The sequence below is a fragment of the Streptococcus sp. 1F3 genome (assembly GCF_054968985.1).
Genome location: NZ_JBUEQR010000057.1, coordinates 1 through 314, shown reverse-complemented (window position 1 = coordinate 314; position 314 = coordinate 1). Strand labels below are relative to the sequence as shown.

The following is a 314-nucleotide window of genomic DNA, read 5'->3' as shown; positions in this document are numbered from 1 at the left end:
GATGTGCTTCAGAATATTGACAGTAAGCTTGTAAAAGGTTTGGATTCTGCATTTGAGAGTTTGAATGCGGTCAATGGAAAGGACAATCCATATCAGACCAAGCATACCTATGACCGAACGCAGACCATTGCGACCTCCGTAACTGCTAGTGGCCACTATATCCAGCCCCAGACGGTCACACGGCAAGACCACTATACCCTTGATGAGGTTCTAGATGGAGAACAAAGTCCGCTTCAGGTCGTGAAAACCACTTACGCCAATCGTGTGAAGCATGTGCGTTCTCAGATAGCAGCCTCCGATACCTTATCAGAAGA

1 pseudogene is annotated in these 314 nt (G+C 47.1%); it reads left to right on the top strand.

Annotated features, from left to right (window positions below):
- A pseudogene (locus ACVPON_RS05245) lies at nt 1-314 on the top strand (hypothetical protein); the annotation flags it as partial.